This is a genomic window from Streptomyces sp. NPDC096152 (genome assembly GCF_044763235.1).
Lineage (GTDB): Bacteria > Actinomycetota > Actinomycetes > Streptomycetales > Streptomycetaceae > Streptomyces.
In genome coordinates this window covers 368,262-393,378 of the sequence record NZ_JBIWFW010000005.1, presented here as the reverse complement: position 1 = coordinate 393,378, position 25,117 = coordinate 368,262, and the positions used below count along the sequence as shown (strand labels likewise).

At 70.4% G+C, this 25,117-nt stretch carries 21 protein-coding genes, 2 tRNA genes and 1 pseudogene; 19 read left to right on the top strand and 5 right to left on the bottom strand.

Going from position 1 to position 25,117, the window contains the following annotated elements; translation table 11 throughout:
* The first annotated feature begins 57 nt into the window (after positions 1-57).
* The 9 genes from dnaA (at position 58) to ACIQ9G_RS19445 (ending at position 13,131) form a co-directional block, all read left to right on the top strand.
* On the top strand, positions 58-2,103 hold the full coding sequence (gene dnaA / locus ACIQ9G_RS19485; protein ID WP_403610821.1) for a chromosomal replication initiator protein DnaA: 2,046 nt from the start codon (positions 58-60) through the stop codon (positions 2,101-2,103).
* A 977-nt stretch (positions 2,104-3,080) separates the two neighbouring features.
* A complete protein-coding gene (gene dnaN / locus ACIQ9G_RS19480; RefSeq protein ID WP_403610817.1) occupies positions 3,081-4,211 on the top strand; it encodes a DNA polymerase III subunit beta in 1,131 nt (376 codons plus the stop codon).
* 200 nt (positions 4,212-4,411) lie between these two features.
* On the top strand, positions 4,412-5,287 hold the full coding sequence (gnd, locus tag ACIQ9G_RS19475) for a phosphogluconate dehydrogenase (NAD(+)-dependent, decarboxylating) (protein WP_403610815.1): 876 nt from the start codon (positions 4,412-4,414) through the stop codon (positions 5,285-5,287).
* Positions 5,288-5,406: 119 nt separating this feature from the next.
* Positions 5,407-6,528 (top strand): DNA replication/repair protein RecF, encoded by a 1,122-nt coding sequence (gene recF, locus ACIQ9G_RS19470; protein ID WP_403610812.1) that lies wholly within the window; start codon positions 5,407-5,409, stop codon positions 6,526-6,528.
* Positions 6,525-7,058, top strand: coding sequence for a DciA family protein (locus ACIQ9G_RS19465; RefSeq protein ID WP_356181444.1), 534 nt, complete (start codon positions 6,525-6,527; stop codon positions 7,056-7,058). Before recF ends, ACIQ9G_RS19465 begins: the two co-directional genes overlap by 4 nt.
* Positions 7,059-7,467: 409 nt before the next feature.
* Positions 7,468-9,528: a DNA topoisomerase (ATP-hydrolyzing) subunit B gene (gyrB, locus tag ACIQ9G_RS19460; RefSeq protein ID WP_403610809.1), complete on the top strand. Its 2,061-nt coding sequence runs from the start codon at positions 7,468-7,470 to the stop codon at positions 9,526-9,528.
* Positions 9,529-9,570: 42 nt separating this feature from the next.
* Positions 9,571-12,168 (top strand): DNA gyrase subunit A, encoded by a 2,598-nt coding sequence (gyrA, locus tag ACIQ9G_RS19455; protein ID WP_403610806.1) that lies wholly within the window; start codon positions 9,571-9,573, stop codon positions 12,166-12,168.
* 18 nt (positions 12,169-12,186) lie between these two features.
* On the top strand, positions 12,187-12,954 hold the full coding sequence (locus tag ACIQ9G_RS19450; RefSeq protein ID WP_403610803.1) for a DUF3566 domain-containing protein: 768 nt from the start codon (positions 12,187-12,189) through the stop codon (positions 12,952-12,954).
* Between the two features lie 100 nt (positions 12,955-13,054).
* Positions 13,055-13,131 (top strand) — tRNA-Ile (locus ACIQ9G_RS19445).
* 371 nt (positions 13,132-13,502) lie between these two features.
* On the opposite strand, the gene ACIQ9G_RS19440 is transcribed toward ACIQ9G_RS19445, so the two are convergent.
* Complete coding sequence (locus ACIQ9G_RS19440; RefSeq protein WP_403610800.1) at positions 13,503-13,865, bottom strand: DUF6344 domain-containing protein; 363 nt, start codon at positions 13,863-13,865, stop codon at positions 13,503-13,505.
* Between the two features lie 338 nt (positions 13,866-14,203).
* On the opposite strand from ACIQ9G_RS19440, the gene ACIQ9G_RS19435 reads away from it, so the two are divergent.
* Together ACIQ9G_RS19435 and ACIQ9G_RS19430 are read left to right on the top strand one after the other, a co-directional pair.
* Positions 14,204-14,332, top strand: a complete 129-nt coding sequence (locus tag ACIQ9G_RS19435; protein WP_003999697.1) for a DLW-39 family protein — start codon at positions 14,204-14,206, stop codon at positions 14,330-14,332.
* A 183-nt stretch (positions 14,333-14,515) separates the two neighbouring features.
* The gene (locus ACIQ9G_RS19430) at positions 14,516-15,901 is read left to right on the top strand and encodes a hypothetical protein (RefSeq protein WP_403610797.1); all 1,386 of its coding nucleotides are present in this window, start codon (positions 14,516-14,518) and stop codon (positions 15,899-15,901) included.
* Positions 15,902-15,925: 24 nt separating this feature from the next.
* Here the strand turns inward: ACIQ9G_RS19430 and ACIQ9G_RS19425 are convergent, their stop codons facing one another.
* Entirely contained in the window at positions 15,926-17,608 is a 1,683-nt protein-coding gene (locus ACIQ9G_RS19425) for a protein kinase (protein WP_403610794.1), read from the bottom strand.
* Positions 17,609-17,781: 173 nt separating this feature from the next.
* Positions 17,782-18,330, bottom strand: coding sequence for a DNA-binding protein (locus ACIQ9G_RS19420; RefSeq protein ID WP_356181465.1), 549 nt, complete (start codon positions 18,328-18,330; stop codon positions 17,782-17,784).
* A 185-nt stretch (positions 18,331-18,515) separates the two neighbouring features.
* On the opposite strand from ACIQ9G_RS19420, the gene ACIQ9G_RS19415 reads away from it, so the two are divergent.
* Positions 18,516-18,588 (top strand) — tRNA-Ala (locus tag ACIQ9G_RS19415).
* Between the two features lie 82 nt (positions 18,589-18,670).
* Here ACIQ9G_RS19415 and ACIQ9G_RS19410 read toward each other — a convergent pair.
* A complete protein-coding gene (locus ACIQ9G_RS19410) occupies positions 18,671-19,384 on the bottom strand; it encodes a DUF5324 family protein (RefSeq protein WP_403610791.1) in 714 nt (237 codons plus the stop codon).
* Positions 19,385-19,794: 410 nt separating this feature from the next.
* On the opposite strand from ACIQ9G_RS19410, the gene ACIQ9G_RS19405 reads away from it, so the two are divergent.
* Together ACIQ9G_RS19405 and ACIQ9G_RS19400 are read left to right on the top strand one after the other, a co-directional pair.
* Entirely contained in the window at positions 19,795-20,328 is a 534-nt protein-coding gene (locus tag ACIQ9G_RS19405; protein ID WP_403610788.1) for a peptidylprolyl isomerase, read from the top strand.
* A 119-nt stretch (positions 20,329-20,447) separates the two neighbouring features.
* The gene (locus ACIQ9G_RS19400) at positions 20,448-21,356 is read left to right on the top strand and encodes a rhomboid family intramembrane serine protease (protein ID WP_403610786.1); all 909 of its coding nucleotides are present in this window, start codon (positions 20,448-20,450) and stop codon (positions 21,354-21,356) included.
* 268 nt (positions 21,357-21,624) lie between these two features.
* Here the strand turns inward: ACIQ9G_RS19400 and crgA are convergent, their stop codons facing one another.
* The gene (gene crgA, locus ACIQ9G_RS19395; protein WP_356181474.1) at positions 21,625-21,879 is read right to left on the bottom strand and encodes a cell division protein CrgA; all 255 of its coding nucleotides are present in this window, start codon (positions 21,877-21,879) and stop codon (positions 21,625-21,627) included.
* Between the two features lie 141 nt (positions 21,880-22,020).
* On the opposite strand from crgA, the gene ACIQ9G_RS19390 reads away from it, so the two are divergent.
* The 5 genes and pseudogenes from ACIQ9G_RS19390 (at position 22,021) to ACIQ9G_RS19370 (ending at position 25,104) form a co-directional block, all read left to right on the top strand.
* The gene (locus ACIQ9G_RS19390; RefSeq protein WP_403610783.1) at positions 22,021-22,809 is read left to right on the top strand and encodes a DUF881 domain-containing protein; all 789 of its coding nucleotides are present in this window, start codon (positions 22,021-22,023) and stop codon (positions 22,807-22,809) included.
* 21 nt (positions 22,810-22,830) lie between these two features.
* A pseudogene (locus ACIQ9G_RS19385) lies at positions 22,831-23,026 on the top strand (hypothetical protein); the annotation flags it as partial.
* Positions 23,027-23,078: 52 nt separating this feature from the next.
* Positions 23,079-23,240 carry a hypothetical protein gene (locus tag ACIQ9G_RS19380; protein ID WP_266829722.1) on the top strand — a complete coding sequence of 54 codons (162 nt, stop codon included), beginning with the start codon at positions 23,079-23,081 and terminating at the stop codon, positions 23,238-23,240.
* On the top strand, positions 23,237-23,875 hold the full coding sequence (locus ACIQ9G_RS19375; RefSeq protein ID WP_403610780.1) for an aminodeoxychorismate/anthranilate synthase component II: 639 nt from the start codon (positions 23,237-23,239) through the stop codon (positions 23,873-23,875). Before ACIQ9G_RS19380 ends, ACIQ9G_RS19375 begins: the two co-directional genes overlap by 4 nt.
* Positions 23,872-25,104, top strand: coding sequence for a class E sortase (locus ACIQ9G_RS19370; protein WP_403610778.1), 1,233 nt, complete (start codon positions 23,872-23,874; stop codon positions 25,102-25,104). The genes ACIQ9G_RS19375 and ACIQ9G_RS19370 overlap by 4 nt, the downstream gene beginning before the upstream one ends.
* Positions 25,105-25,117: the final 13 nt, after the last annotated feature.

Sequence of the window (25,117 nt, the reverse complement as noted above, 5' to 3'; positions counted from 1 at the left end):
ACATCCCGACCCGTCCCGCAACCACACGTTCGTGGGACCTGTGAGAGAGCGTGCCCTGTGGCTGACGTACCTGCCGATCTTGCCGCAGTATGGCCACGAGTACTCGATCAGCTCCTCGGTGAGGGCCGCGGACAGGGCGTCGAGGTCAAGGACGAGCACTGGATCCGACGCTGCCAGCCGCTGGCGCTGGTCGCCGACACCGCCCTGCTCGCCGTTCCCAACGAATTCGCCAAGGGCGTGCTCGAGGGCCGTCTCGCCCCGGTCGTCAGCGAGACGCTGAGCCGTGAGTGCGGCCGCCCGATCCGTATCGCGATCACGGTGGACAGCTCCGTCGGCGAGCCCCAGCCGCAGGCGCCCGCCGCCCCGCGCTACGAGGACCAGGAACTGCCCGCCGGCCAAGGCCAGGGCGGGTACGAGGGCTACGGCCGGCACCGGGCCGACAACCACGGCCCGGGCCACCGCTCCGCCCGCGGCGACCAGCACCCGGGCGAGCCGCTGCCGCTCCCGCGCCCGCAGCCGGGCGAGGGCGGCGACCCGCTGCCGACCGCCCGCCCCGCCTACCCCTCCGAGTACGCCGACTATCGGCGCCCCGAGCCCGGCGCCTGGCCGCGCCCGGCGCAGGACGACCACGGCTGGCAGCAGCAGCGACTCGGCTTCCCCGAGCGGGACCCGTACGCGTCGCCCTCACGCGACACGTACGGCAAGCAGGACTCGTACGACCGGCAGGACTCCTACGGCAAGCAGGACTCGTACGACCGGCAGGACACGTACGGCGGCCAGGACTCCTACGACCGGCAGGACGCGTACGGCAAGCAGGACTCCTACTCGCCGTCCCAGGACTACCGTCCGCAGCCGATGGACCGCCCGTCGTACGACCAGCAGCGCTCCGAGTACGAGCCCTCGCGCGGCGACTACGACCAGCGCGACCCCGGCCGCCGCAACCTGCCGGAGCCGCCGGCCGGCTCCGGTCACGTGCACCGCGGCGGCCCGGTGGGCCCGAACCTGCCGACCACCGGCGCCCCCGGCCCGCTGGCCGCGCAGCCCGCCCCGGCCACCGGGCCCGGCGAGCCGACCGCCCGGCTGAACCCGAAGTACCTCTTCGACACCTTCGTCATCGGCGCCTCCAACCGGTTCGCGCACGCGGCCGCGGTCGCCGTCGCCGAGGCACCCGCGAAGGCGTACAACCCTCTGTTCATCTACGGGGAGTCCGGGCTCGGCAAGACCCATCTGCTGCACGCGATCGGGCACTACGCCCGCAGCCTCTACCCGGGCACGCGCGTGCGGTACGTGAGCTCGGAGGAGTTCACCAACGAGTTCATCAACTCCATTCGCGACGGCAAGGGCGACAGCTTCCGCAAGCGCTACCGCGAGATGGACATCCTGCTCGTCGACGACATCCAGTTCCTCGCGGACAAGGAGTCGACGCAGGAGGAGTTCTTCCACACCTTCAACACGCTCCACAACGCCAACAAGCAGATCGTGCTGTCCTCCGACCGGCCGCCCAAGCAGCTGGTGACGCTGGAGGACCGGCTGCGCAACCGCTTCGAGTGGGGCCTGATCACCGACGTCCAGCCGCCCGAGCTGGAGACCCGCATCGCGATCCTGCGCAAGAAGGCGGTGCAGGAGCAGCTCAACGCCCCGCCGGAGGTGCTGGAGTTCATCGCCTCCCGGATCTCGCGCAACATCCGCGAGCTGGAGGGCGCGCTGATCCGGGTGACGGCGTTCGCCTCGCTCAACCGGCAGCCGGTGGACCTCGGCCTGACGGAGATCGTCCTCAAGGACCTGATCCCCGGCGGAGAGGACAGCGCCCCGGAGATCACGGCGACGGCCATCATGGCGTCGACGGCCGACTACTTCGGGCTCACCGTCGAGGACCTGTGCGGGACCTCGCGCGGCCGCGCCCTGGTGACGGCACGCCAGATCGCCATGTACCTGTGCCGTGAGCTGACCGACCTCTCGCTGCCGAAGATCGGCGCGCAGTTCGGCGGCCGCGACCACACGACGGTGATGCACGCCGACCGCAAGATCCGCGCGCTGATGGCGGAGCGGCGGTCCATCTACAACCAGGTCACCGAGCTGACCAACCGCATCAAGAACGGCTGACGGCCGCCACACGCGCCACCCGCCTGCGGCCACTTGCGAGCGGCCGCACGCAAGCCGCCACACGCCTGCCGGCAAACGCGTCGCCACGCCCTGCCGGCACACGCGCGCCGCCAAGCCTGCCGCCACACGCGCCACCGAGGGCGCCCCGGGGAAGCCCCTGGGGCGCCCTCGGCCGTCTCTCCAGCCGTCTCCCGGCTTCCCGAGCTCGCCTTCGTCTGTTCGAATCCGGGCCGGGTTACGGTCGCCCTCCACAGATTCGGCGACTTTCTTGCGTCCACACGCTGGGGACCGCGAAGTTGTCCAGATCGCATCCACAGGCTGCGCTGTCGGCAGACCATCCGCCCAGCTCAGCAGCCTGTGGAATCGTGGACGAACGATCTCCACAGACTGTGGACGACGAATTGATCCACAGGGTGTGCACGAAGTTGTCCACGGGCTTCCCACAGGAGAGGGCCGGTTGTCCCCAGTGATCGGCGGCTTCTCCACATCCCTGTCCACTGTTCGGCAACGCGACGCACCGGATCACCGCGCCGAGTGAAAGGCGTCACACGAAGGTGCCGCAGCGGGGTGTGGGAAACGGGGGTAAACCTGGGGACACACCTGGGGAGAACTGCCCTCGGGCTGTGGGCGAGGTGTGCAGAACTTCCCGTTCTCCACAGAACCGCTGAGTTGTCCACGGGCTCCGCCCACAGGGGACGTGGATAAAATATCCGCGCTGAGCTGGGAAAACGTGGTTATCCACGGTATCCACAGCCCCTACTACTACTCCCAACTAGAGAGAGCATGGAATCCGTTTCGAAGCGGGTCCTGTGCACAACTCGAGCCCGGAGCCCCGACCGCCCCTCGGAGCGACTTGACCCCGACAGGCGCCTACTGTCAGTGCGGTGCGTCAGACTGGTCCCCGGTGTCCTTCCCGTCGCTGTGGGCGGTGACACCGAGTCGGAGGACTCAGTAGCAACAGCAGGAGGCGGCTTACGGTGAAGATCCGGGTGGAACGCGACGTACTCGCGGAGGCAGTGGCCTGGGCGGCACGCAGCCTTCCGGCCCGTCCGCCGGCGCCTGTCCTCGCCGGCCTGCTGCTGAAGGCCGAGGACGGCCAGCTGAGCCTGTCGAGCTTCGACTACGAGGTCTCCGCACGCGTGTCCGTCGAGGCCGAGGTCGAGGAGGAGGGCACGGTGCTCGTCTCCGGCCGCCTGCTCGCCGACATCTCCCGCGCCCTCCCCAACCGCCCGGTGGAGATCTCCACCGACGGTGTACGGGCGACGGTGGTCTGCGGCTCCTCCCGCTTCACCCTCCACACCCTGCCGGTGGAGGAGTACCCGTCGCTCCCGCAGATGCCCAACGCGACGGGCACGGTCCCCGGCGAGGTCTTCGCCTCCGCGGTACAGCAGGTCGCGATCGCCGCCGGCCGCGACGACACGCTGCCCGTGCTCACCGGTGTCCGCATCGAGATCGAGGGCGACACGGTCACGCTTGCCTCCACCGACCGCTACCGCTTCGCGGTCCGCGAGTTCCTGTGGAAGCCGGAGAACCCGGACGCCTCCGCGGTCGCCCTGGTGCCCGCCAAGACCCTGCTGGACACCGCCAAGGCGCTGACCAGCGGTGACAGCGTCATCCTGGCGCTCTCCGGCTCGGGTGCGGGCGAGGGCCTGATCGGTTTCGAGGGCGCCGGGCGGCGCACGACCACGCGTCTGCTGGAGGGCGACCTCCCGAAGTACCGCACGCTGTTCCCGACGGAGTTCAACTCGGTCGCCACCATCGAGACCGCCCCCTTCGTGGAGGCCGTCAAGCGCGTGGCCCTGGTGGCCGAGCGCAACACCCCGGTGCGGCTGAGCTTCGAGCAGGGCGTGCTCATCCTGGAGGCCGGCTCCAGCGACGACGCACAGGCTGTGGAAAGGGTCGACGCACAGCTCGAGGGCGACGACATCTCCATCGCCTTCAACCCGACGTTCCTGCTGGACGGCCTGAGCGCCATCGACTCCCCGGTGGCCCAGCTCTCCTTCACGACGTCCACCAAGCCCGCGCTGCTGAGCGGCAAGCCGGCGGTGGACGCGGAGGCGGACGAGGCCTACAAGTACCTGATCATGCCGGTGCGCCTGAGCGGCTGACGCCCGCGCCCGCACGGGGCGGCGGCGCGGTGGTCCACAGGCCGCGCGGATCTGTGGACGGCGCGGTGGGTGAAGCCGCGGGCCGGGGCGTACGTATGAGCGCGTATGCCCACGGATGTGCGCGAGCGTCCGGGTTTAGGCTCGGACGCGGGCACGGAAGTGCCGCAACGCCACGTCGTGACACCTAAGGAACGCAACTGATGGAGCTCGGTCTCGTCGGCCTCGGCAAGATGGGCGGCAACATGCGCGAGCGGATACGCCGCGCGGGCCACATCGTCATCGGATACGACCGCAACCCCGACCTCGCGGACGTCCACAGCCTGGAAGAGCTGGTGGGCAAGCTCGAGGGCCCCCGAGTGGTCTGGGTGATGGTCCCGGCCGGCGACCCCACCCAGCACACGATCGACCGGCTCGGCGAGCTGCTGGAGCCCGGTGACGTGGTCGTGGACGGCGGGAACTCCCGCTGGACCGACGACGAGAAGCACGCCGGGGAGCTGGCGGCCAAGGGCATCGGCTTCGTCGACTGCGGCGTCTCCGGCGGCGTCTGGGGCCTGGAGAACGGCTACGCGCTGATGTACGGCGGCGACGCCGAGAACGTCGCGAAGGTCCAGCCGGTCTTCGACGCGCTGAAGCCCGAGGGCGACTTCGGTTCGGTGCACGCCGGCAAGGTCGGCGCGGGCCACTTCGCGAAGATGGTCCACAACGGCATCGAGTACGCCATGATGCAGGCCTACGCCGAGGGCTGGGAGCTGCTGGAGAAGGTCGACTCCGTCACGGACGTCCGCGAGGTCTTCCGTTCCTGGCAGGAGGGCACCGTCATCCGCTCCTGGCTGCTCGACCTGGCGGTGAACGCCCTCGACGAGGACGAGCACCTGGAGCGGCTGCGGGGTCGCGCACAGGACTCCGGCGAGGGCCGGTGGACCGTGGAGGCCGCCATCGACAACGCCGTGCCGCTGCCCGCGATCACGGCCTCGCTCTTCGCGCGGTTCTCCTCCCGTCAGGAGGACTCGCCGCAGATGAAGATGATCGCCGCGCTGCGCAACCAGTTCGGCGGGCACGCGGTAGAGAAGAAGTAGTCCACACCCTGGGGGTGCCCGCCCTGGCACCTCTCGGGAGCGGTCCGGTCCGTCCACAGGCGGTGGACGGACCGGGGAAACCGAAGCACCACCACGTTGGGGGAGGTCGGCGAACGACCATGCACGTCACGCATCTTTCGCTGGCCGACTTCCGCTCGTACGCCCGGGTGGAGGTCCCGCTGGACCCAGGCGTCACCGCGTTCGTGGGCCCCAACGGCCAGGGCAAGACGAACCTCGTCGAGGCCGTCGGCTACCTCGCCACCCTCGGCAGTCACCGCGTCGCCTCCGACGCCCCCCTGGTCCGCATGGGCGCCGAGCGCGCGGTCGTCCGGGCGCAGGTCCGGCAGGGCGACCGGCAGCAGCTGGTCGAGCTGGAGATCAACCCGGGCCGCGCCAACCGCGCCCGCATCAACAGGTCCTCGCAGGTCAGGCCGCGGGACGTGCTCGGCATCGTACGCACCGTGCTGTTCGCGCCCGAGGACCTCGCCCTGGTGAAGGGCGACCCCGGCGAGCGCCGCCGCTTCCTCGACGAGCTGATCACCGCCCGCTCCCCGCGCATGGCGGGCGTGCGGTCGGACTACGAGCGGGTCCTCAAGCAGCGCAACACCCTGCTGAAGTCGGCCGCGCTGGCCCGCCGGCACGGCGGCCGCTCCATGGACCTGTCCACGCTGGACGTGTGGGACCAGCACCTCGCGCGCGCGGGCGCCGAACTGCTCGCCCGGCGCCTGGACCTGATCGCGGCGATCCAGCCGCTCGCCGACAAGGCGTACGAGCAGCTCGCGCCCGGCGGGGGCCCCGTGGCGCTGGAGTACAAGCCGTCCGCGCCCGGCGAGGCGCACACCCGCGAGGCCCTCTACGAGCAGCTGACGGCCGCGCTCGCCGAGGCCCGCAAGCAGGAGATCGAGCGCGGGGTGACCCTGGTGGGACCGCATCGGGACGATCTGGTGCTCAAGCTCGGTCAGCTGCCCGCCAAGGGGTACGCCTCGCACGGCGAGTCCTGGTCCTACGCGCTGGCGCTGCGCCTGGCCTCCTACGACCTGCTGCGCGCGGAGGGCAACGAGCCGGTGCTGATCCTCGACGACGTCTTCGCCGAGCTGGACGCGCGCCGGCGCGAGCGGCTGGCGGAGCTGGTCGCGCCCGGCGAGCAGGTCCTGGTGACCGCCGCGGTCGACGACGACGTTCCGCACGTCCTGGAGGGGACGCGGTTCGCCGTCGCCGAGGGGACGGTGGAGCGGGCGTGAGCACGGACGAGCCGGGCCCCCGGAAGAACCCCGAGCCTTCCGGCGTCGACCTCGCGCGGGTGGCGCTGAGGGCGGCCAAGGAGGCGGCACGCGCGCGGGGCGACGCGGCGCAACAGAAGAAGCAGGCGCGGCGCGGTGGTCTGCGCTCCGGCGCGCGCGCCGACGGCCGCGATCCGATGGCGCTCGGTTCGGCGATCAACCGGCTGATCACCGAGCGCGGCTGGGAGACCCCGGCCGCGGTCGGCGGTGTGATGGGGCGGTGGCCGCAGATCGTCGGCGCGGACGTGGCCAAGCACTGCGTACCGGAGCGGTACGACGAGGACGAGCGGGTGCTGACCGTCCGCTGCGACTCGACGGCCTGGGCGACGAATCTGCGGCTGCTCGCGCCGACGCTGGTCGCCCGTCTCAACGAGGATCTCGGGCACGGCGCCGTCCGGTTGATCAAGGTGTTCGGACCCGGCGGCTCCGCCCGCCGCTACGGCCCGCTGCGCGCTCCGGGGAGCACGGGACCGGGCGACACCTACGGGTGACAGACATCACATCACGTCCCCGTGGCGGGCCGTACGGCGCGGTCAGGCGGGCTTCGGACAGGGGTCCGTCGTACGCCTGTACGCGCTTGCTGATCCCGACCTGACCCTTGAGTAGCGATGGGTTGACGTCCCGAAGCGCTGAGTGCCGCTGTGAGCCTCTTGGAGACCCCATCCGTATATCGGGACCCGGCGGAGACCGGTTCAGGGCGCCACATGCGGACTCAGGTACCGGCAAACCCCCATCACTGTCGGCGCTACCGGTAGACTGGAAGGCAATCCCGCCCCAAACGTGGGGACCGTCCGGGAAAAGCTGAGCAACGCTGATCAAGGCTGACCAACGCAACATGCCGCAGCCGCTCCGGCAACCCGCCGACGAGCCCGGCTCGTGCTGTGCCAGAAAGGGCGCTTCGTGGCCGATTCCGGCAACCCCAACGAGAACATCCCGTCCACCGACGCCGGCGTGAACGAGGCCGCCTCCTCGAACGGCGAGGTCACGGCCTCCTCGTACGACGCCACCGCGATCACCGTCCTCGAGGGGCTGGACGCGGTCCGCAAGCGACCCGGTATGTACATCGGCTCCACCGGTGAGCGCGGTCTGCACCACCTGGTGCAGGAGGTCGTCGACAACTCCGTCGACGAGGCGCTGGCCGGGCACGCGGACACGATCGACGTGACGATCCTCGCCGACGGCGGTGTACGGGTCGTCGACAACGGCCGCGGCATCCCGGTGGGCATCGTGCCCTCCGAGGGCAAGCCGGCCGTCGAGGTCGTGCTGACCGTGCTGCACGCCGGCGGCAAGTTCGGCGGCGGCGGGTACGCCGTCTCCGGCGGTCTGCACGGTGTCGGCGTCTCCGTCGTGAACGCCCTGTCGACCAAGGTGTCCGTCGAGGTCAGGACCGACGGGTACCGCTGGACGCAGGACTACAAGATGGGCGTCCCGACGGCGCCGCTGGCCAAGCACGAGGAGATCGAGGAGACCGGCACCTCGGTCACCTTCTGGGCCGACCCGGAGATCTTCGAGACCACCGACTACTCCTTCGAGACGCTGTCGCGGCGCTTCCAGGAGATGGCGTTCCTCAACAAGGGCCTGACCATCCGGCTCACCGACGAGCGCGAGTCGGCGAAGGCCACCACCGGGGCGGACGAGGCCGGCGCGGACGTGAAGGACGAGGTCAAGTCCGTCTCGTACCACTACGAGGGCGGCATCGTCGACTTCGTGAAGTACCTCAACTCCCGCAAGGGGGAGGTCGTGCACCCCACGGTGATCGACCTGGAGGCCGAGGACAAGGACAAGAACCTCTCCCTCGAGGTCGCGCTCCAGTGGAACAGCGGCTACAGCGAGGGTGTGTACTCCTTCGCCAACATCATCCACACCCACGAGGGCGGCACGCACGAGGAGGGCTTCCGCGCGGCCCTGACCTCGCTGATCAACAAGTACGCGCGCGACAAGAAGCTGCTGCGCGAGAAGGACGACAACCTCACCGGTGACGACATCCGCGAGGGTCTGACCGCGATCATCTCGGTCAAGCTGAGCGAGCCGCAGTTCGAGGGCCAGACCAAGACCAAGCTGGGCAACACGGAGGCGAAGACCTTCGTGCAGCGGGCGGTCTACGAGCACCTCAACGACTGGCTGGACCGCAACCCGGTCGAGGCCGCGGACATCATCCGCAAGGGCATCCAGGCGGCCACCGCGCGCGTGGCGGCCCGCAAGGCCCGCGACCTCACCCGCCGCAAGGGCCTGCTGGAGTCGGCGTCCCTGCCGGGCAAGCTGTCTGACTGCCAGTCCAACGACCCGACCAAGTGCGAGATCTTCATCGTCGAGGGTGACTCCGCCGGCGGCTCGGCCAAGTCCGGCCGCAACCCGGAGTACCAGGCGATCCTCCCGATCCGCGGCAAGATCCTCAACGTCGAGAAGGCCCGGATCGACAAGATCCTGCAGAACCAGGAGATCCAGGCGCTGATCTCCGCCTTCGGCACGGGTGTGCACGAGGACTTCGACATCGCGAAGCTCCGCTATCACAAGATCATCCTGATGGCGGACGCCGACGTCGACGGCCAGCACATCAGCACCCTGCTGCTGACCTTCCTGTTCCGCTTCATGCGGCCGCTGGTCGAGGCCGGGCACGTGTACCTCTCCCGCCCTCCGCTGTACAAGATCAAGTGGGGCCGGGACGACATCGAGTACGCCTACTCGGACCGCGAGCGCGACGCGCTGATCGAGATGGGCCGCCAGCGCGGCAAGCGGGTCCGGGAGGACTCGATCCAGCGCTTCAAGGGTCTCGGCGAGATGAACGCCGAGGAGCTGCGCGTGACCACCATGGACCAGGAGCACCGGGTTCTCGGCCAGGTCACCCTCGACGACGCCGCCCAGGCCGACGACCTGTTCTCGGTCCTGATGGGCGAGGACGTCGAGGCCCGCCGCCAGTTCATCCAGCGCAACGCCAAGGACGTCCGCTTCCTCGACATCTGAGTCGGTCTCAGCTGACCGCACCAGGAAGGATCCTCACCAGCAATGGCCGACGACAACACTCCTGTCACCCCTGAAGAGGGCGGCGAACTCGCGATGCGCGTCGAGCCCGTCGGGCTCGAGACGGAGATGCAGCGCTCGTACCTCGACTACGCGATGTCCGTCATCGTGTCCCGTGCGCTGCCCGACGTCCGCGACGGTCTCAAGCCCGTCCACCGCCGTGTCCTGTACGCCATGTACGACGGCGGCTACCGCCCCGAGCGCGGCTTCTACAAGTGCGCCCGTGTCGTCGGCGACGTCATGGGCAACTACCACCCGCACGGCGACTCCTCGATCTACGACGCCCTGGTGCGCCTCGCCCAGCCGTGGTCGATGCGGATGCCGCTGGTGGACTCCAACGGCAACTTCGGCTCCCCGGGCAACGACCCGGCGGCGGCCATGCGCTACACCGAGTGCAAGATGGCGCCGCTGTCCATGGAGATGGTCCGTGACATCGACGAGGAGACCGTCGACTTCACGGACAACTACGACGGCCGCTCCCAGGAGCCGACCGTCCTGCCGGCCCGCTTCCCGAACCTGCTGATCAACGGCTCGGCCGGTATCGCGGTCGGCATGGCGACCAACATCCCGCCGCACAACCTGCGCGAGGTCGCGGCCGGCGCCCAGTGGTACCTGGAGAACCCCGAGGCGTCGCACGAGGAGCTGCTGGACGCGCTCATGGAGCGCATCAAGGGCCCCGACTTCCCGACCGGCGCCCTCGTGGTGGGCCGCAAGGGCATCGAGGAGGCGTACCGCACCGGCCGCGGCTCCATCACCATGCGGGCGGTCGTCGAGGTCGAGGAGATCCAGAACCGCCAGTGCCTGGTGGTCACGGAGCTGCCCTACCAGGTCAACCCCGACAACCTCGCGCAGAAGATCGCCGACCTGGTGAAGGACGGCAAGATCGGCGGCATCGCGGACGTCCGCGACGAGACGTCGTCCCGCACGGGGCAGCGCCTGGTCATCGTCCTCAAGCGCGACGCGGTCGCCAAGGTCGTGCTGAACAACCTCTACAAGCACACCGACCTGCAGACCAACTTCGGCGCCAACATGCTGGCGCTGGTCGACGGCGTGCCGCGCACCCTGTCCCTGGACGCGTTCATCCGCCACTGGGTGACGCACCAGATCGAGGTCATCGTGCGCCGGACCCGCTTCCGGCTGCGCAAGGCCGAGGAGCGCGCCCACATCCTGCGCGGTCTGCTGAAGGCCCTGGACGCCATCGACGAGGTCATCGCGCTGATCCGGCGCAGCGAGACCGTCGAGATCGCGCGCGGGGGCCTGATGAGCCTCCTGGAGATCGACGAGATCCAGGCCAACGCCATCCTCGAGATGCAGCTGCGCCGGCTGGCCGCCCTGGAGCGCCGGAAGATCGTCCAGGAGCACGACGAACTCCAGGCGAAGATCAACGAGTACACCGAGATCCTCGCCTCGCCGGTCCGTCAGCGCGGGATCGTCAGCGCGGAGCTGGCCGCGATCGTCGAGAAGTACGGCGACGACCGCCAGACGAAGCTGATCCCGTACGAGGGCGACATGTCCATCGAGGACCTGATCGCCGAGGAGGACATCGTCGTCACGGTCACCCGCGGCGGCTACGTCAAGCGGACCAAGACCGACGACTACCGCGCCCAGAAGCGCGGCGGCAAGGGCGTGCGCGGCGCGAAGCTGAAGGAGGACGACATCGTCGACCACTTCTTCGTCTCCACCACGCACCACTGGCTGCTGTTCTTCACCAACAAGGGCCGGGTCTACAGGGCCAAGGCCTACGAGCTTCCGGACGCCGGCCGGGACGCGCGCGGGCAGCACGTGGCGAACCTGCTGGCCTTCCAGCCGGACGAGGCGATCGCCGAGATCCTCGCGATCCGCGACTACGACGCGGCGCCCTACCTGGTGCTCGCCACCAAGGCCGGTCTGGTCAAGAAGACCCCGCTGAAGGACTACGACTCGCCGCGCTCCGGCGGAGTCATCGCCATCAATCTGCGGGAGCAGCAGGACGGATCCGACGACGAACTGATCGGAGCCGAACTCGTCTCGGCCGACGACGATCTGCTGCTGGTCAGCAGGAAGGCGCAGTCGATCAGGTTCACCGCGTCCGACGACACATTGCGCCCCATGGGCCGTGCGACCTCGGGCGTCAAGGGCATGAGTTTCCGCGAGGGAGACGAGCTGCTCTCGATGAATGTTGTTCGACCCGGTACGTTCGTGTTCACTGCCACCGACGGCGGGTACGCGAAGCGCACCCGTGTCGACGAGTACCGCGTCCAGGGCCGCGGCGGCCTGGGTATCAAGGCCGCCAAGATCGTCGAGGACCGCGGATCGCTCGTGGGCGCGCTGATTGTCGAGGAGAACGACGAGATCCTCGCCATCACGCTCTCGGGCGGTGTGATTCGTACGCGAGTCAATGAGGTCAGGGAGACGGGCCGTGACACCATGGGCGTCCAACTGATCAACCTGGGCAAGCGCGATGCCGTGGTCGGCATCGCTCGCAACGCCGAGGCGGGACGCGAGGCGGAGGAAGTCGACGGCGACGTGGCCGTGGACGAGACCGCCGAGGACGACGTCGCGATCCTCGGCACGGACGAGGGTGAGGCGCCCTCGGACGAGTAGCACGAGGAGTGAGTCATCGTGAGCGGAGCCACGGGCGCCGGATCGGCCGGTAATTCCCCCGGCAGGGAAACGGACGGCGGCGGCCGTGGCTCCGCCGCGCAGACGACGGACCCGCACACGACCAACCTCAAGGCGATCAAGTCGCCCGCGACCGACGCGCACGCGTCCGGCACTCACGCATCCCAGGGGGGAACGGTGACCGACACCCGAGGCCCGCAGGCCCAGCCCGCGGCCGGTCAGCAGACCGCTCCTCCGCCCCATGCGGCCGCCCAGGAGCGCCCGGCCTCCCCGCTCCCGGGGGAACGGCAGCCGCAGCAGCCCACGGGCCCGTACCACCCGCCGCAGGCCTATCCGTCGGCTCCGGCGTCCACCGGCGCGGTGCGCCGGCCGCGCACGGGCGCCCGCACCGTGCCGCGCACCCGCAAGGCACGGCTGCGCGTGGCCAAGGCCGACCCGTGGTCGGTGATGAAGGTCAGCTTCCTGCTCTCCATCGCGCTCGGCATCTGCACGGTCGTCGCCGCGGCCGTGCTGTGGATGGTCATGGACGCGATGGGCGTGTTCTCCACGGTCGGCGGGACCATCTCGGAGGCGACCGGCTCCAACGAGTCGAACGGCTTCGACCTGCAGTCCTTCCTGTCCCTCCCGAACGTTCTGATGTTCGCGTCGATCATCGCGGCCATCGACGTCGTCCTCGCCACGGCCCTGGCGACCCTCGGCGCGTTCATCTACAACCTGTCCGCCGGCTTCGTCGGCGGCATCGAGCTGACGCTGGCCGAGGACGAGTGACGTACCCGGGCTCCGGCCCGGGAGAACCGATTTTGGGACTGCCCCCGTCGTGCGCTAATCTTCAGGAGTCAGCGCGCGGGACACACACCGCAGCCGCGGCGGGGCTATAGCTCAGTTGGTTAGAGCGCATCCCTGATAAGGATGAGGCCACAGGTTCAAATCCTGTTAGCCCCACCAGCGAGAAGACCCCCGGTCCATCAGGACCGGGGGTCTTTGACGTCCAGGGCTGACACCAACCGCGCGGTACCGGGCGCCCGGGAGGGGACCGGGTGCGACAGCTGAAGCGGTGGCTGGGGCGGGCCGGTGGGGACGGCCGGTGTCATCGGCGGCCCGGGGTGGTGGGTGTTCATCGCGAGCCTGGGGACGGCCGGTGTTCGTCGGCGGTCAGGTCCACTTGGGGCGGCACGCCTCGGGCAGAAACGTGCACGGCGAAGATCCCCGGTCGGGGTGACCGGGGATCTTCGGGGGATGACGTGTGGTGCGGTACGCAAGTCTCGCCGTGACGTCATGGATGCGGGAGCGGCACCGGGAGTCCCGGGCCGGCTCTGTCAGCGTTGCAGGGGGATGGTCGGCTTGACCGGCGGGGCGTCGGAGGCGCACAGCGGGTCCATCGCGAGGGACTGCGCGTCGCCGGGCGAGCGGTGGCGGCAGGTCGGTGTCTTGCCGTGGGCCTCGGCGCGGATGCGCTGTTTCATCGTGGGGGGCAAGGACCTGGCATGGATCCGGGACCGGTGTGGTGTCGTCTGCGCCGGGACCCGGGCGGTGCTTTCGGGCGCCGTCTTCGGCCGTGACTGCGGAGCCGCGGCCGCGGTCGTGGTGGCGGTCGTGGTGACGACTCCCAGCGCCGTGCACAGCGCGAGGAAGGCGGTGACGATGGCGGTCCACAGCTTCATGAGCTTGTTCTGGTCCATGGCCCCTCACTTTCAGGTCGGGCGATTTGCGTACTTTCCTCATGATGTGTATGTGGCTCGCGAAGTGGTGGACCGACGCCCGTGGCGCGTCGATCTTCGGATGAACACCACTCGGATGGACGCAAGAGTGCAGAAAGCATGCGGAGGCGGGGCGAGGGCGACCAAAAGTGACCGTCCGTGGGGGTGTGGTCACCCTCCGGCCGGAGCGGCGGTGTCCGCTCCTACTGGGAGTCCGCGCACGGCAGTTGATGGCGGACGCAGGTCACCGATCGATATCGGTCGGTGTGTATAGTCGGGCGCCAGAGGTCCCCTACGTCAAGGAAAGACGAGGTCGCGCGGTGAAGAAGCTTCTCCTGGTCGCACTGGCCGCCATCGGCGGGCTCCTCGTGTACCGCCAGATCCAGGCGGATCGCGCCGAGCAGGATCTGTGGACGGAGGCGACCGACTCCGTGCCCACGGGTTCCTGAGCACCGACACCCGATACCGAGCAGACCCCGACCGCCGCAGCGGTCGGGGTTTTGTGTTGGGCGGGGTCCCGTGTTGCGGGGGCGGAACGCCTGGGGTAGCGCGGGGGACGGAGCGTCGGGTGAGCCGGGCGTTTCGGACGCTCGTACGGAATGCGCGGATGGCGCAACGGTGCTCGGGGCAGGATGGGCGACGTCCTGAGCGGCGGGGAGGGGTGGCGCGGCATGGTGTGGCGTACGGGGACGGGTCAGCGGTCGAGGACGGGGCGCGGTCGCGGCAGTCGCCGCCGTTCGTACGCCGGGTACGCCGTCGTACGCGCTGCCCTCGCGGGGGCGGTGCTGGCCCTGGCGGCCGCCGTACCGGGCCCGCCCGCGGTCGCGGCCGACGGGGCGGGCCCCTACGCGTTCGCCGACGGCTCCCGGTCCGTCACCGGCGCCACGACCACCACGGACGCCGAACCCCTCGAACCCGGTCACACGTACCGCAGCTCCCTGCCGAAGAACGGCAAGCTCTACTACCGCCTCGACCTCGACGCCACGTCGACCGCCTACGTCTCTGTCACCGCCGTCCCCCGCGCGGGCACCGCAGTCGCCGCCACCGACGGCCTGCGGGTCTCGGTGCAGGACGCCGACAGCAACTCCTGCTCCCTCCAGTCCACCCGCTTCGGCGGAAGCCGCAGCCCGCATCCCATCGCCGCGTGGGGAGCGCGCGAGACGGGTCCCCGCAACGTGCTGTGCCAGGGAGCCGGCACCTACTACGCCGTCGTCGAACGCATCGACGACACGGAGTCCTCCCCGGACACCTGGCCCCTGGAGCTCTTCGCCGCGTCCGAGCCGCCCCTGAAGCGGACCGGCGCGACCAGGGCGCCCGACGTGTGGGACTCGGCCTCGCCCGCGCCCGTCACCGGCCAGGCGGTGGACCGGGCGGGAGGCGCGGGGTTCGCCGCGGCGAGCACGGTCGGGCCGGGAAGCTGGCGGGACCGGATCCGCCCCGGTCAGACGCTCTTCTACAAGGTGCCCGTCGACTGGGGACAGCGGCTGAACGCCACCGCGGAGCTGGGCAGTTCGAGCGGCGGCAGCGGATATGTGATCGGCGCGCTGTCCCTGTCGCTCTACAACCCGGTGCGCGGATACGTCGCCGAGGCGGCCGACGGCTACACCGGCAGACAGGCGTCGGCCGCGCTGGCCCCCCTCCCGCCCGTCGCCTACCCCAACCGCTACGGCTTCGCGGACCAGGTGAAGGCCATGCGGTTCGCCGGCTCGTACTACCTGGTGGTGCACCTGGCCGCGCAGACCGCCAAGCAGTTCGGCGACGGCCCCTTCGGCGTGATCCTCCGCGTCCGTACCGACGGCGCCGCCCGGTCCGGACCGGGATACGACGGCACCGCGACCCCGCGGAGCGTGTTCGAGGTCACCGACCGCGACCGCGCCGCGGCCACGCCTGCCGGGACGGCGGGCGGCTCCCCGGAACTGCGCGCGCTCGCCGTGGGCGGAATCGGCACGGGGACCCTGCTGCTGGTCGTCCTCGGTGCGTGGACTCTGGTCGCCCGGCGCAGGGCGGGGGCCTGGTAGGGCCCGCCGCTCGCCGCGCTCGGCTCACATGCGGGACAGCGCCCAGAAGCCCACGGCGTAGCAGGCCAGCGCGAGGAGCAGGAGCGGGACGGCCGCCTTGGCGGGCGGCCCTGGGCGGCGGGGACGCTCGGCCCGGTGCCGCGAGGTCTGCCGTGCCGCAGTGGGAGCCGACACAGGAGCCGGTGGGGCCTCGGCCGTGTACGAAGCGGCCGTGTACGAAGCGGTGGACGCGTCGGCGCGCTGCCACGCCGACGGAACGGTCGGCCCCGCCGGGTGCCGGGGTGGGTACGGCCGGGGGGAGGCCGGCGCCTGGGTGGGGTCGTGGGGGGAGACAGGGCGCGCGGGCGGCGGCTGGACGCGGCGTTCCTGCGCGGCGATCGACGGCGACGGCGGAGGCGTGGGCTCGGGCGGCGGCAGGTGGAAGCTGCCCGTGTCCGACATCGTGGACGGCCGGTCGGGCACCGGCGCGCTGCCGTGGGGACCGGTGGACGGGAGAGGAGGAACGGCGGCACCCACGGAACCGGCAGAGCTGGTGGAGGGAGTGGCGGAGGCGGAGGGAACAGGGGGGTGCGAGGGATCCGCGGGAGCGGACGCGGCGCCGTCGGCGGTAGCCGGCCGAGCCGGGGCGCCCGTGCGGCCAGTACCGCCCGCGCCGTCACTGAAGCTCCCAGAGTCCCCAGAGCCCCCAGAGCCCCCAGAGCCCTGAGAACCTACAGAGCTCCCAGAGCTCCCCGAGCCTCGAAAGCCCTCAGAGCCCCCGAAGCCCCCGGTCCGCGCCCCTGTGCCCGTCTCCCTCGTGTGGACCAGGGCCACTCCCGGGCTGCGTTCGAGGGGACCGTCGGGCCCGAAGCCCGCCGGGATCGGGCCGAGTTGGTCGAAGATCTCGATCAGCTCGTCGTCGGGACCCGGCTCCGGCAGCAGCTCGGCCGCCGCCGCGAGCGCCTTGCGCGCCCCGGTGGCCGTACGGAACCGGGCCGCCGGATCCGGCTGCACCAGTGTCGCCACGACCTGCCACAACGGCTCCGGAACGCCCTGGGGCGCACGCGGTGTCCCGTGCTCCGCGAAGTACTCCACGAGCGCCTTGGCGTCCGGCTTGGCGCCCTCCAGCAGATAGAGGGCGACCAGGCCGACCGCGAACAGGTCGGCGGGGAAGTCCGGCTCCGCGCCCATCATCTGCTCGGGCGCGAGATAACCCGGCGTGCCCACCACGAGGTTGGTCTCCGTCAGCCGCGGTTCGCCCAGCCGCATGGCGATGCCGAAGTCGGACAGGCGCAGCCTGGGCCGGCCGGTCCCGGTGGCCTCCAGCAGCACGTTGGCGGGCTTGATGTCACGGTGGACGACGCCCTCCGCGTGCACCGCGGCCAGCCCCGACAGCAACTGGTCGAGCAGGGTGCAGACGAACACCGGGGGCAACGGGCCGTAGTCGCCGACGAGATGGACCAGCGATCCCCCGGCCACCAGGTCCATGGTGAACAGGACCTTGTCGTCGTCGGCCGCCCAGCTGGCCGGCGCGAGCACATGGGGATGGTCGATCCGCAGCGCCTGTTCCCGGACGAAGCGCAGCAGCGAGTGGGCGTCGCGCTGCTGCAGGACCTTGGCGGCCACGTACCGGCGGCGGCGGTGGTCCCAGGCGCGCCACACCGCGCCGACCCCGCCGCGTCCGATCGGGTCGACCAGTTCGTACCGGCCGGCGAAGACCTCACCCATGGCTGTGCGTCGCTCCTCCCCCTGCGGTCACGCCCCTGGCTTCCCCCGCGGCGGGTGACACGACTCCCGCGCCCCGACGAGTGGGACGAGTGGTACGCCACTCCAAGTCCGCGGTGTTCCACACGCGTTCGGCCGGCTGTCCAACTCCCCTGCGCCGGACGGGCGGTGAGATGTCAGCTCTGGTGGGACTGGTAGTGCGCGACCGCGTCGGAGGTGCGGCCCGCGCCGTAGACGCGGAGGAACTCGGCCAGTTCGGGGTGCGTGCCGGCGAGCGTGTCCGCCGCCTCGATGATGTCACCGGCGGCGGCGACGGACCGGAGCAGCGACTGGATCTCCCGGACCACCCGCTTGACCGTGGGCGCCCCCGAACTGTTCGTCGACTGCGTGGTGTTGCTGAGCACCGATCCCCCCTGCGACCGCTTGATCTCGTCCATGCGCTCGGTAGCCTCGGCCGCGCTGACGCTGCCGTCCGCGACCTGCCCGGCCAGCTCCTGCAGGAGCTGCACCCGCTGCACCACCGCCGGGTTGCCGATCTTCGCGCGCTGCCCGCTCATCAGCTGCGACAGCATCGGCGCGGACAGTCCCAGTACCCCCGCAAGACGGGCCTGGTTGAGCCCGAGGTCCTCTATGAGCTTGCGGAACAGCGCCCCCAAGGGCTCCCCGTACCAGTTCCGCTGCAGTTCCCGCGCTCTTGCGGTGGCTTCCTGCTGTGCGGCGTCCATTGCGTCTCCCCATCGCTTCCCCTAGTACCGCGGTTCGCTGCAGCGAACCGCGCGGAGTGCATCTTACGGAGAGTGGTCGGTCACGGGGACCCCCCATCTTTTTGCGAGATGTGGGGGGTGACCCGGTACTCTGGTCAGCGGCACCCGACCGGTACACGGTTCCTCCGGCCGGATGCCCTGTTCCAGGGGCCTTAGCTCAGTTGGTAGAGCGCTGTCTTTGCATGGCAGATGTCAGGGGTTCGACTCCCCTAGGCTCCACTCCCCGCACTCCACGAAAGCCCCTCCGACCGGCGCAGAAACCGGGCGGAGGGGCTTTCGTCATCCTGGGCGGGGAGGGAGGTCAGCCGCGCTCTTCGCGGTCCGCCCCCTCCTCCTCGGCCTCCTTGGCCTGGACCTCCGGGTCCAGTACGGACTGGCCGCTGCCGTCGACCGACGCCAGCCTGCCCGTCTCGGGGACCTCGGTCGCCGCGGGCGGCTCCACCAGCCAGTCCGGATTGGCCTGCTTGTCCCACCACTTCCAGGCGGCGAAGGCGCCGCCCGCGAGCGCGCCCAGGACCAGAAGCGTCTTCGCGGTGCGGCCGGCCCGCGCTCGCCGGTTGTGCTTGCGGGCGATCTTCTGGAGCTCCTTGGCCGAGAGCTGGCCGCGCATCGCGGCCAGCGCGGCGCCCGCCGCGGCGGCGCCGCGGGCGGCGGCCTCGTCGGCGACGGGCTGGGCCGCCGCCACCGCCTGCTCGATCCTCGGCCGGGAGTACTCGGCGGCCTGCCGTGCGGCCTTGCGGGTGCGGGCCGCCGCCTCATGGGCGGCCCTGTCCATCTTGGGCGGGACATGGGCGCGAGCCTGCTCCAGCCGGGGTGCGACATGGGCGTCGTACTGGACGCGGGCCTGGTCTGCGGCGAGCGACACCTTGGGCGCGAGCCGTACGCGGGCCTCGTGTGCGTAGTGTGCGGCCCTGTCCTTGGCCGTGTCGGCGTAGGGCGCCACCACTTCCGCGGCGTGCAGCACGCTGTCCTTCGCCGAGCCGGTCGCGGCGCGCACGCTGTCGATGCGGGTCACGGGTTCCTCCTCCTCGGTGGCGTACGGTAATTCGACTTTCCACCCTTTTACGGATCATGCCTGTCGACACGCCCGAGGGCATGCGCGGACGGGCATCCGGGTCACGGGCGACGGCTCCGGTTGCCGCGCGGCTCCTCCGTTTTGGCGTGCCCGCCGTCCCGGTGGGTCCGCCGTGCCCGGCGGGTCCGTCCGAGAGACGATCACATGCGATAACGGATGAATACGGGGCAACACGAGCTTGTGGCCGACAATGCCACGGATTGCCGACTCGCGCTCCCCTCTTCGGGACGAACGGCGAGGTTTTCGCAAGCGGATCCGGCAGATCCGAGCCCGGAAGCGGTCGCCGGGCGACGCACGGCACGGACCGTGCGAGGATCTGGGAGCACAACCCAGCCAACGGAAGGCACCTCGTGGCAGAGCACCTCCACGCCACCCTGAAGACCAACCACGGGGACATCGACGTCCGGCTCCTGCCGAACCATGCCCCCAAGACGGTCCGGAACTTCGTCGAGCTCGCCACGGGCGAGCGGGAGTGGACGCACCCCGCCACCGGTGAGAAGACCACCGGGAAGCTCTACGACGGGACCGTCTTCCACCGGGTGATCAGCGGTTTCATGATCCAGGGCGGTGACCCGCTGGGCAACGGCACCGGCGGACCCGGCTACCAGTTCGCGGACGAGTTCCACCCGGACCTGTCCTTCGACAGGCCGTACCTGCTGGCGATGGCCAACGCCGGCCCGGGCACCAACGGCTCCCAGTTCTTCATCACGGTCTCCCCGACGGCCTGGCTGAACCGCAAGCACACCATCTTCGGCGAGGTCACCGACACGGCCAGCCGGAAGGTGGTCGACGCCATCGCGGCCGCGCAGACCAACCCGCGCACCGACCGCCCCGTCGAGGACGTCGTCATCGAGACGGTCGTCGTGGAGACCCGCGAGGGCTGAACCCGCGCGCCGTCCCGGGCTGGGAACCAATCGCCCCGCTCGTCCGTAAGGATGAGCGGGGCGGTGCGTTGCCACGACGGGCCGCGACGCACTGCCCACGACGAAGCCGAGGGGACCCCATGGATCAGGCACCAGGCAGCCCGCAGGGCCCGACGGACCAGGGCCCGCAGGACGCTCAGCGCCTGCCCACCTGCTACCGCCACCCGGACCGCGAGACCGGTATCCGCTGCACGCGCTGCGAGCGGCCGATCTGCCCCGAGTGCATGGTCGACGCCTCCGTGGGCTTCCAGTGCCCGGACTGCGTCCGCACCGGCTCCGGCACGGGCCACGCCCCGTCCGCGAGCCGGCCGCGGACGCTGGCGGGCGGGAGCATGGCCTCCGATCCCCGGCTGGTCACCAAGATCCTCATGGGGATCAACCTCGCGGTGTTCATCGCGATCAAGGTCGACTCCTCGCTCGTGGACCAGCTGGTCCTCGTCGGCGCGTGGCCCCCGCCGCCGTACACCGCCACCACGGGAGTCGCCCACGGCGAGTGGTACCGCCTGGTGACCTCGATGTTCTCGCACCAGGCGGAGTGGCACATCGCGTTCAACATGCTCAGCCTGTGGTGGCTCGGCGGCCCTCTGGAGGCGGCTCTCGGCCGGGCGCGCTACCTCGCGCTCTACCTCGTCTCGGGGCTGGCGGGAGGTGCGCTGACGTATCTGCTGGCCTCGCCGTACGAGGGATCGCTCGGTGCCTCCGGAGCCATCTTCGGCCTCTTCGGCGCGACCGCCGTCCTGATGCGCCGGCTCAACTACGACATGCGGCCGATCATCGCGCTGCTGGTGATCAACCTGATCATCACCTTCGGCTGGGGCAGCATCGCCTGGCAGGCGCACATCGGCGGGCTCGTCGCCGGTGTGGTGATCGGCTACGCGATGGTGCACGCCCCGCGCGAGCGGCGGGCCCTGGTGCAGTACGGCACCTGTGCGCTGGTGCTCGCGGTCGTCCTGGTGATGACGCTGGTCAGGACGGTCCAGCTCGGTTGATACCGAACCGTTGTCCACAGCGGGTGTCGGATCTTGTGCATAGGGTGCGGGCACAGGTGTGCCCCCTGTCGCCCACATGAGTTCATGCAGGTCAGGCAGGGGGCGAAGAGCTCCTGGGGTACCGGTCCGACAGTCCTACCGGCGTCAACGGCAGACGGGTTATCCACAGATCAGCTGTCTTTTCCCCAGGAGCTGTGGATATTGATCCGGCCTGTGGATAACTCAGCGGATAGCCCTGGGGAGAGCTGGATTCACCGGGAGGCCGCGCTTACTTCCACTGCGTGGAGACGCCGAAACCGGCGGCGATGAAGCCGAAGCCCACCACGATGTTCCAGTTGTCCAGGGCGTCGATGGGCAGCGAGCCGTCGGTCACGTAGAAGACGACGATCCAGGCCAGACCGATGAGGAACATGGCCAGCATGACGGGCGCGACCCAGCCGCGGCTGTCCAGCTTGACGCTCGTCGCCTGCTTCGCCGGCGGCGGCGTGTAGTCGGCCTTCTTGCGGATACGTGACTTCGGCACGAGGGTCTCTCCTGTCGATGCGCTGCGTGGCCGCGCAGGGAACTGAACTGGCTCCGGAGCAGCGTACAAGGGGACGCTGAGGGCTCCCCCGGGCGTCCGTTAGCGTAGTGCTTCCGCGGCGCCGAAGGAGATAAGGGTACGTTGAGCAATTCTGCCGACTCCCCGGGGACGGAATCCAGTCCCGGGCGCATCCGCCGTGTGCGGCCGGTGCGGATCCTCACCGCGGCCGTCTTCGCCCTGGCGGGACTGATCTTCGTCACGAGCTTCAACACGGCCAAGGGCACCAACCTGCGCACGGACACCTCCCTGCTGAAGCTGTCCGACCTCATCCAGGAGCGCAGCCGCAAGAACAAGGGGCTGGACGAGTCCAACGCGGCCCTGCGCCACGACGTGGAGTCCCTCGCCGAACGGGACGACGGCAGGACCACGGCCCAGGACGAGAAGCTCACACGGCTGGAGAAGAACGCCGGCACCCAGCCCGTCAAGGGCAGGGCGATCACCGTCACCCTCAATGACGCACCGCCGAACGCCACCGCCAAGCTGCCGGGCTACCCCGAGCCCCAGCCGGACTACCTGGTCATCCACCAGCAGGACCTGCAGGCCGTGGTCAACGCGCTGTGGGACGGCGGCGCCAAGGGCATCAAGGTCATGGACCAGCGGCTGATCTCCACCAGCGCGGTGCGCTGTGTGGGCAACACGCTGATCCTGCAGGGCCGCGTCTACTCGCCGCCGTACCGCATCACGGCGGTCGGCGACCCGGAGCGGCTCCAGAAGGCGCTCGCGGACTCCCCGGCCATCCAGAACTACATGGTCTACGTCAACGTCTACGGCCTCGGCTGGAAGGTCACCGAGAACGGGACGGTGACGCTGCCCGGCTACTCGGGCACAGTGGACCTGCACTACGCGAAGCCCACGCAGCAGGTGCCGTAACAGGAGCCGCCGGTGGGCGCGTACCTCTTGCGGCTCGGTTTCACGTGGAACGAGCCCGTGCTCGAGGACGCCGACACCGGCACCCTGAAGAAGAGGCTCGGGAGACCGATACGAAACCGTGCCCACGGACGTTGAGGTGATCGACCCAGTGCCACGTAAGTCCGGGTACCCCGCCCACCCTGTGGAGGCCGGGAAACCGGAGGCGCCGCGCCGTTAGTCTGGTGACCCACGGCGCTCGTCCGGTGCCGTGGCGAGACGGAAGGGACGGCATGTACGGCTGGATCTGGCGGCATCTGCCGGGGAACGCTTGGGTCAGGGCACTGATCTCACTGGTGCTGGCCCTGGCCGTCGTCTACGTCCTGTTCCAGTACGTCTTCCCGTGGGCCGAACCGCTGCTTCCCTTCAACGATGTGACGGTGGACAACCAGTGAGTGCGCGGATTCTCGTCGTCGACAACTACGACAGCTTCGTCTTCAACCTGGTCCAGTACCTCTACCAGCTGGGCGCCGAGTGCGAGGTGCTGCGCAACGACGAGGTGTCGACGGCGCACGCCCAGGACGGCTTCGACGGCGTGCTGCTGTCGCCCGGCCCCGGGACACCCGAGGAGGCCGGCGTCTGCGTCGACATGGTGCGCCACTGCGCCGCCACCGGGGTGCCGGTCTTCGGCGTCTGCCTGGGCATGCAGTCGATGCAGGTGGCCTACGGCGGTGTCGTGGACCGGGCGCCCGAGCTGCTGCACGGCAAGACCTCGCTGGTGGAGCACGAGGGCAAGGGCGTCTTCGCGGGACTGCCCTCGCCGTTCACGGCGACCCGCTACCACTCGCTGGCGGCCGAGCCGGACACCGTGCCGGGCGAGCTGGAGGTCACCGCGCGCACCCAGGACGGCATCATCATGGGCCTGCGCCACCGTGAACTCCCCGTCGAGGGTGTGCAGTTCCATCCCGAGTCGGTGCTGACCGAACACGGGCACCGGATGCTGGCCAACTGGCTGGTGGAGTGCGGCGACCAGGGTGCCGTGGCGAGGTCGGCGGGGCTTGCCCCGGTGGTGGGCAGGGCCACGGCGTGACCGCGCTGCGCCCCGAGCGCGAGACCGACACCTCGTACGGGCAGCAGTCGTACGGGGAGCCGGGCGCGTTCGAGGAGTGGTACGGCTCCGGGGCGCAGGAGTGGTACGGCTCCCCGGCGGCGCAGGGCGGGCCGCAGCAGCCGTACGGGCAGCAGCAGCCGTACGACCCGCAGCAGCAGCCGTATGCGCAGCCGCAGCAGGCCTACGGGGCCCCGCCCCCTTACTCGGCTCCGCCGCCCCACGACCCGTCTCCCGTGCCGCCTGCGGGCGACCAGGAGACGATGGCGCTGCTGGTCCCCGAGCCGTCGCCGGCGGACGCGGGCCGGACGGGGCCTGGGACGGCCTCTCGGGCCTCGTCCGTCACACCGGTGACAGGAACCACTCCGGGCGGGCGCGCGGCCCGCAGGAAGGCCGCCAAAGGCCGTCACGGGCGGCACGGCGGCTCGGCCGGGGCGGCCGGGGCAACCGGGACGGCCGCGGAGGGCGACAGCGCGGCGGGCGGTCCGTCCGCACCGTTGTCCCGTGTGGAGGCCCGGCGCCGGGCGCGGGCGCAGAAGCCCAGCCCGGGCGTCCTCGCCAGCCGGATCATCGGCGAGGCGTTCATCACCACGGGTGTGGTGATGCTGCTCTTCGTGACCTACCAGCTGTGGTGGACCAACATCCGCGCGCACGCCCAGGCGGGCAGCGAGGCGCACCACCTGCAGGACGACTGGGCGAGCGGCAGGCGCAACCCGGGGACGTTCGAGCCGGGGCAGGGCTTCGCCATCCTGCACATCCCCAAGCTGGACGTGGTGGTGCCGATCGCCGAGGGCACCAGCAAGGAGAAGGTGCTCGACAAGGGCATGGTCGGGCACTACGGCCAGGGCGATCTCAACACGGCGATGCCGGACGCGAGGACGGGCAACTTCGGGCTCGCGGGCCACCGGAACACGCACGGCGAGCCGTTCCGGTACATCAACCGGCTCACGCCGGGCGACGCCATCGTCGTGGAGACCCAGGACACGTACTTCGTCTACAAGATGGCGTCGATGCTGCCGGTGACCCCGCCGAGCAACACGAGCGTGCTGGACCCCGTTCCCAGGGGGTCGGGTTTCACCGGACCCGGCCGCTACATCACCCTCACCACCTGCACGCCGGAGTTCACCAGCAAGTACCGGTTGATCGTCTGGGGCAAGATGGTCGAGGAACGGCCGCGCAGCAAGGGCAAGCCGGATGCGCTCGTCAGTTAAAGGGCAGATGAAC